The organism is Arthrobacter sp. Y3225116 (assembly GCF_059091245.1).
In genome coordinates this window covers 1-9,440 of record NZ_JBNHGL010000108.1, presented here as the reverse complement: position 1 = coordinate 9,440, position 9,440 = coordinate 1, and the positions used below count along the sequence as shown (strand labels likewise).

Genomic DNA, 9,440 nt, shown 5'->3' with positions numbered 1-9,440 from the left:
GTGATGGTCGCCTCGCTGCTGACCGCCCCGGCCGCCCGCGAACAGCGCCGGCCCCGGAGCTAGGCGCGCGCGGACGCCACCCGCGAACAGCGCGGGCCCCGGACCAGGCGCGGCCTCGGAAAATCCGCGGCCCGCCCAACGTGCGGCGCAGCGCAGGTTCGGCCCGCGGTCCGGCGTCCGGATCTTTTCACTGGAATTTATTCGGCCCCGGACCCATCCTTGAAGAACCCCAAACGAGGGGCCTTCAATCGCAGGAGGAAGGGCCATGAGCAATCAACCGGACGATTCGGGGATCAAGGCAAAGCACCGGGCCATGTGGGCCCTCGGCGACTATCCCGCCGTCGCCACCAAGGTGATCCCGGCGCTGGGCACCGCTCTCGTCGAGGCCAGCGGCATTCGAAAGGGCGACCGTGTCCTGGACATTGCCGCCGGTTCCGGCAATGCGGCCATCCCCGCGGCGCAGGCAGGGGCACAGGTCACCGCGGCCGACCTCACTCCCGAACTTTTTGAGCGGGGGCGCCGGCTGGCCGAAGAGGCAGGCGTCTCCGTGGACTGGCAGGAGGCCGACGCCGAGAACCTTCCGTTCGGGGACGGTACCTTCGATGCCGCGATCTCCTGCGTGGGGATCATGTTCGCCCCCAACCATCAGGCCAGTGCCGACGAACTCGTCCGCGTGCTGCGGCCCGGCGGCACGATCGCCCTCGCCAACTGGACTCCGGAAGGCTTCATCGGCCAGATGTTCGCGACGATGAGGCCTTACGCACCCCCGCCTCCTCCGGGGGCGCAACCCCCGCCGCTGTGGGGCAACCAGCAGCACGTGCTGGACCTGCTCGGGGACCGGGCCACCGACGCCGTGGCCCGGCGCGAAAAGCTGCCGGTCGACAGGTTCGCCACCGCCGCGGAGTTCCGCGACTTCTTCAAGGCCACCTATGGCCCCACCATCAACACGTACCGCTACATCGCGGACCAACCCGACCGGGTCCAAGCCCTCGACGAGGAACTCGAAGAACTGGCCCGCCGGCACGATCTCGGCGACGGCCGGATGGAATGGGAGTATCTGTTGTTCACGGCCCGCAAGAGGTGATTGCGCTGGAAGCGGCCGGGAAGCGGGATTGGTGCCTCCGGGCCGTTTCCGTCGCGGAATGCTGTTCGGAAACCGGTTCCGTTACTAGACTGTGGCCATGGCTGCTGCATTGGTTCGTCCCCGGAACGGCAAGCTGATCGCCGGTGTCTGCGCGGCCTTGGCCGCCCGCTTCGGCCTGCCGAAAGTGCTGGTGCGTCTCGGGTTCGTGATTTTCGGACTGGTCGGTGTCGGGGAACTGGTGTACATCGCGTTGTGGATCATGATCCCCAAGGCCCAGGTCTAGGCTTCGCGCAAGGCTACTCGACGAGCTTGCCGGCGACTGAGTCTTCGGCGTCGGCCTCGGCCAGGGACCGGAAGGAGTCCGGGGCAGGGGGCAGGGCCTCGAAGCTGACTCCCTCGCTCGGGGACCACACGAAGTTGCCTTGCAGTGAGGGATCCATCTCGGGGAAGTCCGCACGGTTGTGGCAGCCCCGCGTCTCCCGCCGCTCGAGGGCGCACTCGAGCGTGGCCCGGGCCGCGAGGAGCGAGCCCAGCAGGTCGTAGGCGTGCGCGAGGTCGTCGAACCCGGCGATGTCCGGGTGCGCGGTGACGTGGTGCGCGCGTTCTTCGAGGGCGGCGAGCCTGTTCAGGCCGTCCTGCAGCCCCTGCCCGGTGCGCACGACGCCGGCGTGCTCCGTCATCAGGTTGCGCACTTCGCGCTGCAGCCGCCGGGCCGACTCGGTCCCGCGCTCACTGAGCAGGGCCTGCATCTCGGTGCGGGCGGACTCGACGGCGGAGGGGTCCCGGCGGACAGTGGTGCGGGAGGCGGCGTACTCTGCGGCGTGCCCGCCGGTGATGCGTCCGTAGACGAGCAGTTCGATCAGCGAGTTCCCGCCCAGGCGGTTCGCCCCGTGCAGGCCCGAGGACGCCTCGCCGATGGCGTACAGCCCGTCCACGCCGGTGCCGTGGTCCTCCGGGGCCACCCACACCCCGCCCATGGAGTAGTGCGCGGTCGGGGCGATCTCCATCTTCGTGGTCGTGATGTCCACCATCTGCAGGTCGATCAAGGTGCGGTAGACCCGCGGCAGCTTCTGCAGGATAACCTCCCGGGGCAGATGGGACACGTCCAGATAGACCCCGCCCTTCTCGGTTCCCCGGCCCGAGGCGATCTCGGTATATCCGGCCAGGGCCACCCGGTCGCGGGTGGAGAGCTCCATGCGTTCGGGATCGTAGCGCTCCATGTAGCGCTCGCCGAGCGCGTTGGTGAGGATGCCGCCTTCGCCGCGTGCTGCCTCCGAGACAAGGGTGCCGGCAGCGTCGTCGGGCTCCAGCAGTCCGGAGGGGTGGAACTGGACCAGCTCGGCGTCCCGGATCCGGGCTCCGGCCAGGGCCGCCAGGCGGAAGGAGTCGCCGGTGTTCTCGTCCCGCCGGGAGGAGGTGTGGCGCCAGATGCGGGTGTGCCCGCCGGCGGCCAGGATCACCGCGTCGGCGTGGATCTGCACGGGCGTGCCGTCCACGACGTCGAACCCGTACGCGCCGAAGATGGTACCGTCCGCCACCAGCAGGCGGGTGATGTAGATGCTGTCGATGATCTGCACGTTAAGTTCGGCCGCGCGGCGCATCAGGGTGCGCTGGATCTCCAGGCCGGTGTAGTCGCCGGCGTAGGCAGTACGGCGGTACTTATGGGCGCCGAAGAAGCGCTGGGAAATCCGCCCGTCTTCCTCCCGGGCGAAAGGCATTCCCCACCTCTCCAGGTCCTCGATGCCGCCGGCAGCATTGCGCGCCACGGTCTCCACAATGGCCGGATCGGCCAGGAAATAGGACTCGCGCAAGGTGTCGGCGGCGTGCTGCTGCCAGCTGTCCTCGGGATCCATGGTGGCCAGGGCGGCGTTGATGCCGCCGGCCGCCAGCGTGGTGTGGGCGTCGTGCTTGCGCCGCTTGCCCACCGCCAGCACCTGGACCCCGCGCTGTGCCAGTTCGATCGAGGCGCGCAATCCGGCACCACCGGTACCGATGACTAGGACAGAGGTGGACAACAGTCGCTCGGCGGCGTGCTTTGTGCTCATATCTCCCATGCTAGGAAGGCGGGTATCATGAGTCCAATGCATTGTTCAACTGACCCTGATGCAAAAAGGCTATGATGAAACTCGAGCAGTTGTCCTCCTTCGAGGCCGTGGCCCGGAACGGCCACTTCACCCGTGCCGCCGAGGAGCTCTTCCTCGCCCAACCGTCCCTGAGCCGGCAGATCGCCGCGCTGGAGGCCGACGTCGGCACCAAACTGTTCCGCCGCGGACCGGCCGGGGTGACGCTGACCGACGCAGGCGAGGTGCTGTTGCCCATCGCGCGGCGGATGCTGGGCGACGCGCGGTTCGCCCGCGAGCAGATGGACGAACTGGCCGGGCTTCGGCGCGGCCACGTCCGGCTCGGCGCCCCGCCTACTCTGTGCGTCTCACTGGTTGCCGACGTGCTGGCGGCCTTCCGGGCCGCGCATCCAGGAGTGGACCTGCACATCACGGAGGGCGGCTCGCGCTCCCTGGTGGACGCCCTGAACGAGAACGCCCTGGACCTTGCCCTGATGGTCACCCGCGGGGCCGAACCATCCGTAGCCGGCACCGAGCTGATCCCCCTGCTTTCCGAGGAACTAGTGGTGATCTCAGCCGCGGGCTCCCCGATGCCGGGACACGGGCAGGGGCAACGGGGCGGACGCCCGAACCAGGCCGAGCTCACCCTGGCGGAGCTGGCGGAGATCCCCCAAGTCGCGTTCAACCGCAGCTACGACCTGCGCGTGGCCACCGACGCGGCCTTCTCCGCTGCAGGACTTACCCCGACGATCGCCGTCGAGGGCGCCGAGATGGACGCAGTGCTCCGGTTCGTGGAGCGGGGGCTGGGGGTGGCCGTGGTTCCGGCCATGGTGGTCATCGACCGCCCCACGCTGGACAGCACCCGCCTGGTGAGCCCCCACCTGACCCGAACTGTCAACTTGGCCCGGCGTACGGACGTCCCGCCCTCGGCCGCGGCAGCGGCCATGCAACAGTTCGTCTTCGAAACCGTGGACCGGCTCGCCGCCCCAGGCACCGACCTCGCGCGACTCGTGACCGTGACGCCGCGTCGCGGATGAACCCAACCGCTACCACGACGGGCCGCCGCTGCACCGTAAGATGCTAAGGGTGCTGTTAAACAGGCAGCCGGGAAGCAGGAGACGTTGGCGCCTCATTTAGATCGATCCGGAATGCTGCTCGACGGGCGCTACCTGCTCAAAGAGTTGGCAGGTACCGGAGCGAACGCCAAGGTTTACCGGGCTCGAGATGAGGTTTTGGGGCGGGAGGTAGCCGTCAAGGTTATTCAACGGCCCACGATGGACGAGGAAGAATTCCACCGCGACAACGCGGAGATCAAGCTTTTGGCCCGGCTAAACCACCCGAATCTGGTGACCCTGCTGGACGCAGGCATCGACAAGATCGAAGCCGGACATCCGCAAATTTATCTGGTGATGGAACTGATTGAAGGCGCCGACCTGAGGGTGCGGCTGGCCGAAGGTGCCCTCCCGCCCCGCCACGTTGCCCAAATCGGCCGCGAATTGGCCGAGGGACTGGCCTACATCCACAACGCCTCGGTGGTCCACCGCGACGTAAAGCCGGGCAACATCATGCTCTTCAATTACGACGACGACGGCTCGCGCCTGCGCGCCAAGCTCGCCGATTTCGGAGTCGCCATGGTGGTTTCCGATGATGCCCATGTTCCGGGGGTCTACGGGACAGCTGCCTACCTCAGCCCGGAGCAAGCGAGGGGCGAACCGATAGGCCCGGCCAGCGACATTTATTCGCTGGGCCTGGTTCTGCTGGAATGCCTTACCGGCCAGGCTGCCTTTCCCGGCCCGCCGCTGGAGTCGGCTGTTGCCCGTTTGCTGCGTGATCCGGACGTCCCCGAAGGATTCGGGCCGGAGTGGGCGGGGTTGCTGACCGCCATGATGGCGCGTGAACCAGGGGAACGGCCCACAGGGCGGGAGGTGGCACTGGCCTTGGCTGATTTGGGGCTCGCACTCCGGGGCCGGCGTAGGGTGGACGCATCCATCATCCCTGTAGACGAAGCTCAACGTATGGAAGCGGTTCGACGCTACGAGATTCTGAACACCCCGCCGGACGGAGCGTACGACCGCATCACCGCACTGGCCTCCCGCCTTCTCGCCGCCCCGATTGCCATTGTCAGCGTGGTGGACCACGATCGCATCTGGTTCAAGTCACACCACGGCCTGGACGTCGAGCAGATCGACCGGGAACCCGGACTCTGTGCCTCGGCCATCCTGCAGCACGGACCCTGGGTCATTAATAATGCGCCCGCGGATCCCCGGGCGTTTGCCAACCCGCTGGTGGCCAGCGACTTCGGGTTGCAGTTTTATGCCGGCGTCCCGCTGAGAACCCGGGACGGATTCAACCTGGGCACCCTTTGCGTACTGGACTTCGAACCGCGTGACTTCAGCGCCGAAGATACTCAGACGTTGGAGGACTTGGCCGCCCTGGTGATGGACGACTTGGAGTTGCGCTTGGAAAGCCGCCGGTACCAGTCGCCCCCTGCCGCGGTGGCGGTCTGAGCAACTTTTGGCGAGGGCCCGGCAGCATGCGGGCACCCCTTCCAGTACCTAGCAGCGTTCCGGGAACGGTCAGGGGCCGCTCAGGGCCTCCCCCGGTAACGCGCGCCTGCCCGCGGCACGTAGCGTCATCCGTAAGGACGATCCGGCCGGACGCGAAGATCATCCCGCAGTGCGGTGTGCGTCCGGCCGGCACTCCGTAACGTATTCATTGGCCTCGGGAATCCGGGCGCTACTCCAATCCACGAAGGACGGTTCAGATGATCGAGGCACAGGGCCTGGTCAAGGTCTATGGAAACAAACCGGCAGTGCAGGGCGTCTCCTTCACCGTGCAGCCGGGCCGGGTGACCGGCTTCCTGGGGCCGAACGGCGCCGGCAAGTCCACCACCATGCGCATGATCATGGGCCTGGACCGTCCCACCTCCGGCGACGTTCTGGTCAACGGCAAGCACTATGCCAAGCACCGGGCCCCGCTGCGCGAAGTCGGCGCCCTGCTCGACGCCAAGGCGGTGCACACCTCCCGGACCGCGTACAACCACCTCCGGGCCATGGCCGCGACCCACAGCATCCCCACCAAGCGGGTGCGCGACGTGATCGAGTTGACCGGCCTCGGCGCGGTGGCGAAGAAGCGGGTCGGCGGATTTTCGCTGGGCATGGGGCAGCGGCTGGGCATCGCGGCGGCCCTGCTCGGTGATCCGCAGACCGTCATCCTGGACGAACCGGTGAACGGGCTGGACCCGGAAGGCGTCCTCTGGGTGCGCAACCTGGTCAAGGCACTCGCCGCGGAGGGGCGGACGGTGTTCCTCTCCTCGCACCTGATGAGCGAAATGTCGGTCACCGCAGACCATCTGATCGTCATCGGGCGCGGCCGGATCATCGCCGATGCGCCCATCCAGGACATCCTCAACAACCGGGCGCAGCGGGTGCGCGTACGCACCGACCGGCCCGACGTCCTCACCCGCGCCCTGGCCGGGGAAGGGGTCACCGTCGAAGCCCGCGAACCGGAACTGCTGGAGGTCAGCGGCGTCCCGGCGCGGGCCATCGCCGAGACGGCCCTCGCCCAGCAGGTGCTCGTCTATGAGCTGACCCCGCTGCAGGCGTCCCTGGAGGAGGCCTACATGGACCTGACCAAGGACGAGGTTGAATACCACTCCGGCCCGGTGGCCGATGTACACGATAACGCCGTCACCGCAGGGTCGGGACGGCATGCTGCCGTCGCCGCCGGCGTCGGCCAGGAAGGAAAGTGACCATGAGCGCTGCAACCCTGACCCCGCAGGTCGGCCGGGTCACCGGCCCCGGCGTGAGCTTCCCCCGGACGCTGAAGAGCGAGTGGATCAAGTTCACCACGCTGCGCTCCACCTGGGTGCTGCTGGCCACCACCGTCGTGGTGATGGTCGGCATCGGGCTGCTCGGCGGCTGGGGCGTCGCCAGCGGGATGGAGCAGATGGAGGCCGCCGGCCAGGATCCGGCGGCAGCCGGCATGGATGCGTCCCTCCTGTACCTCATGACCAGCGGCGGGATCGACTTCGGCCAGCTGATCATCGGGTCCTTGGGCGTGCTGCTGATCGCCTCCGAATACTCCACCGGCATGATCCGCTCGACCATGACGGCCGTGCCGTCCCGGCTGTCGCCGCTGTTCGCCAAGGCGCTGGTCGTCGCCGTCGTCGCGGCCGTCGTCGGAATTGCTTCCAGCTTTGCCACCTATTTCCTGCTGCAGCCGATCCTGGCCAATTACGGCCGGGAATTCGGGCTCGACGTGGAGAATCTGGTCCAGTCCATGCTGTTGTCCGGCCTTTACCTGGCGGTCGTGGCGCTGATGGCGCTGGCGCTCGGATCCTTGCTGCGCAACAGTGCCGGCGGCATCGTCACCCTGGTCGTGCTGCTGCTGGTGCTGCCGATCGTCGCCCAGATCATCCCCTTCGACTGGGTGCAGGACGGCGTGATGCCCTACCTGCCCTCCAACGCGGGACGGCAGATGCTCATGCTCGAGACGGCCGAGGGCGACCTGACCCAATGGCAGGGCGGGCTGGTCATGGCCGCCTGGGCCGCGGTGCTGCTGGCCGGGGCGGCTGTCACCACCAAGACGCGGGACGTCTAGGCGCGGCCGGGCTCGACGGGTGATCCATCAGTCCTCGGTGAAGGAGGCGGCGGAACGAACGGCCGCCGTCTCCTTCACCGAAATATCGTCCAGGCGCCGGGGACCGATCCGGCGCTACTTCCACACCCACCCCGTGGTGATGGACTGGGTGCTGGTCGGCATCCACGTGCTGTTCGGCCTGCCGAATGCCCTGATCACGGCCGTCGCCGGCGAATGGCCGCCGTTGCTTTTGCTGCTGGCAGGGGGCGCCGCGCTGGTCTGGCGGCGCCGGTCGCCGCTGCTGGTGCTGGCTGCCATCGCCCTGGTGGACTTTCTGATCGTGGTGTTGACCAGTACCGGCAGCGGCTCCTTTGCCATGTGGTTCGCCGTCTACACGGTCGCCACCGCCCGGCCGGCGGTCCAGGCCGTCATCGCAGCGGTCCTCGCCGCCGTGCCCATGCTGGTGGGGATGGGCGTCCGGATGCCGCCGGAGATCGTCAAGCAGATTGCCCTCGGACAGGTCCCGAGCTACGTCGGACTGGTCACCGGCCTGGTGCTGGTCCTGGCCAACGTCATCGCCGCGGGCATCGGGGTCACGGTGCGCCGGGACCGGCTCCACGAGGCCGAACTCCAGCGGTGGGCTCATGACAACGCCCGGCTGGCGTCGGCGACCGAACGCACCCGGATCGCCCGGGAGATGCACGACGTCGTAGCCCACTCGCTCTCGGTGATGATCGCGCTCTCGGACGGCGCCGCCGTCGTCGCGCGCAAGGATCCGGAACGCGCCGGACAGGTCCTGGACCAGCTGTCGGCGACCGGCCGGTCGGCGCTGGCCGACATGCGCAGGGTGCTGGGGGTGTTGCGCAGTGAGAACGGAAGCGACGCGGCCCCGCTGGTGCCGGTGCCGTCGGGGGACCAACTGACCGGGCTGCTGGACGGCTTCCGGGCCGCTGGCTTGCCGCTGCGCACGGTCATGGCAGGACCGGCCTTGCCCGAGGACCAGAATTTCAAGCTCACCGTGTTCCGCATCGTGCAGGAGTCGTTGACCAACGTGCTGCGCTACGCCAAGGACGCGTCCCGGGTGGACGTTGCGTTGATCCGCGACGGCGACGCCGTGCACATCACGGTGGCCGACGACGGCCGGCCGGACGGGCCGGCCGATTCGCTCGGCGCGGGGCAGGGCCTGCACGGCATGCGCGAGCGGACCGCCATCTACGGCGGCCGCGTTGCCGCCGGTCCGCGGCCCGGCGGTGGTTGGATGGTGGAGGCAACCCTGTATTGGCCCGGAGAGGAAAACACGAGTGTCTGACAGCGCGGATGGGAGCCCGGCCGGGCCGGTGAAAGTGCTGCTGGTGGACGACCAGCCGCTGCTGCGGATGGGCTTCAAGCTCATCCTGGAGGGCGAGGACGACGTCGCCGTGGTGGGGGAGGCGTCCGACGGGGCCGAGGCGCTGCGGCTGGCGCATGAGCTTTCGCCCGACGTGGTGCTAATGGACGTGCGGATGCCGGTCATGGACGGCATCGAAGCCACCCGGCAGATCGTGGCCGCGGGGCTGTGCGCGCGGGTGATCATCCTGACCACCTTCGACCTGGACGAGTACGCCTTTGCCGGGCTGCAGGCCGGGGCCAGCGCCTCCGATTTCAGCGACCCGACGATGTCGGTGAACCAGAGCCGGACAAAGCGCACGTCGCGTTCCTCGATGGTACGGAGGACG

At 68.3% G+C, this 9,440-nt stretch carries 8 protein-coding genes and 1 pseudogene; 8 read left to right on the top strand and 1 reads right to left on the bottom strand.

The features are described 5' to 3' along the window. Positions 1 to 265: 265 nt before the first annotated feature. Both AC5RV2_RS10975 and AC5RV2_RS10970 read left to right on the top strand, forming a co-directional pair. Positions 266 to 1,084, top strand: a complete 819-nt coding sequence (locus AC5RV2_RS10975; protein ID WP_494092352.1) for a class I SAM-dependent methyltransferase — start codon at positions 266 to 268, stop codon at positions 1,082 to 1,084. A 97-nt stretch (positions 1,085 to 1,181) separates the two neighbouring features. Continuing rightward, a complete protein-coding gene (locus AC5RV2_RS10970) occupies positions 1,182 to 1,367 on the top strand; it encodes a PspC domain-containing protein (protein ID WP_494065340.1) in 186 nt (61 codons plus the stop codon). A 13-nt stretch (positions 1,368 to 1,380) separates the two neighbouring features. On the opposite strand, the gene AC5RV2_RS10965 is transcribed toward AC5RV2_RS10970, so the two are convergent. After that, on the bottom strand, positions 1,381 to 3,129 hold the full coding sequence (locus AC5RV2_RS10965; RefSeq protein WP_494092351.1) for an L-aspartate oxidase: 1,749 nt from the start codon (positions 3,127 to 3,129) through the stop codon (positions 1,381 to 1,383). 74 nt (positions 3,130 to 3,203) lie between these two features. Here AC5RV2_RS10965 and AC5RV2_RS10960 point away from each other — a divergent pair, with 74 nt between their 5' ends. The 6 genes and pseudogenes from AC5RV2_RS10960 to AC5RV2_RS10935 form a co-directional block, all read left to right on the top strand. Continuing rightward, a complete protein-coding gene (locus AC5RV2_RS10960) occupies positions 3,204 to 4,181 on the top strand; it encodes a LysR family transcriptional regulator (RefSeq protein WP_494092353.1) in 978 nt (325 codons plus the stop codon). Positions 4,182 to 4,292: 111 nt separating this feature from the next. Then, positions 4,293 to 5,651: a protein kinase domain-containing protein gene (locus AC5RV2_RS10955; RefSeq protein WP_494092350.1), complete on the top strand. Its 1,359-nt coding sequence runs from the start codon at positions 4,293 to 4,295 to the stop codon at positions 5,649 to 5,651. A 257-nt stretch (positions 5,652 to 5,908) separates the two neighbouring features. Further along, positions 5,909 to 6,895: an ABC transporter ATP-binding protein gene (locus AC5RV2_RS10950; RefSeq protein ID WP_494092349.1), complete on the top strand. Its 987-nt coding sequence runs from the start codon at positions 5,909 to 5,911 to the stop codon at positions 6,893 to 6,895. Positions 6,896 to 6,897: 2 nt separating this feature from the next. Beyond that, the gene (locus tag AC5RV2_RS10945; RefSeq protein WP_494065336.1) at positions 6,898 to 7,746 is read left to right on the top strand and encodes an ABC transporter permease; all 849 of its coding nucleotides are present in this window, start codon (positions 6,898 to 6,900) and stop codon (positions 7,744 to 7,746) included. Between the two features lie 19 nt (positions 7,747 to 7,765). After that, positions 7,766 to 9,034, top strand: a complete 1,269-nt coding sequence (locus tag AC5RV2_RS10940) for a sensor histidine kinase (protein WP_494092348.1) — start codon at positions 7,766 to 7,768, stop codon at positions 9,032 to 9,034. A gap of 67 nt (positions 9,035 to 9,101) precedes the next feature. Continuing rightward, positions 9,102 to 9,359: pseudogene (locus AC5RV2_RS10935) on the top strand (response regulator); the annotation flags it as partial. Positions 9,360 to 9,440 lie beyond the last annotated feature (81 nt).

Bases quoted from the DNA above. Each gene is read 5' to 3' on its own strand.
- AC5RV2_RS10975 (WP_494092352.1), top strand. From the start codon at position 266: ATGAGCAATCAACCGGACGATTCGGGGATCAAGGCAAAGCACCGGGCC.
- AC5RV2_RS10970 (WP_494065340.1), top strand. From the start codon at position 1,182: ATGGCTGCTGCATTGGTTCGTCCCCGGAACGGCAAGCTGATCGCCGGT.
- AC5RV2_RS10965 (WP_494092351.1), bottom strand. From the start codon at position 3,129: ATGAGCACAAAGCACGCCGCCGAGCGACTGTTGTCCACCTCTGTCCTA.
- AC5RV2_RS10960 (WP_494092353.1), top strand. From the start codon at position 3,204: ATGAAACTCGAGCAGTTGTCCTCCTTCGAGGCCGTGGCCCGGAACGGC.
- AC5RV2_RS10955 (WP_494092350.1), top strand. From the start codon at position 4,293: ATGCTGCTCGACGGGCGCTACCTGCTCAAAGAGTTGGCAGGTACCGGA.
- AC5RV2_RS10950 (WP_494092349.1), top strand. From the start codon at position 5,909: ATGATCGAGGCACAGGGCCTGGTCAAGGTCTATGGAAACAAACCGGCA.
- AC5RV2_RS10945 (WP_494065336.1), top strand. From the start codon at position 6,898: ATGAGCGCTGCAACCCTGACCCCGCAGGTCGGCCGGGTCACCGGCCCC.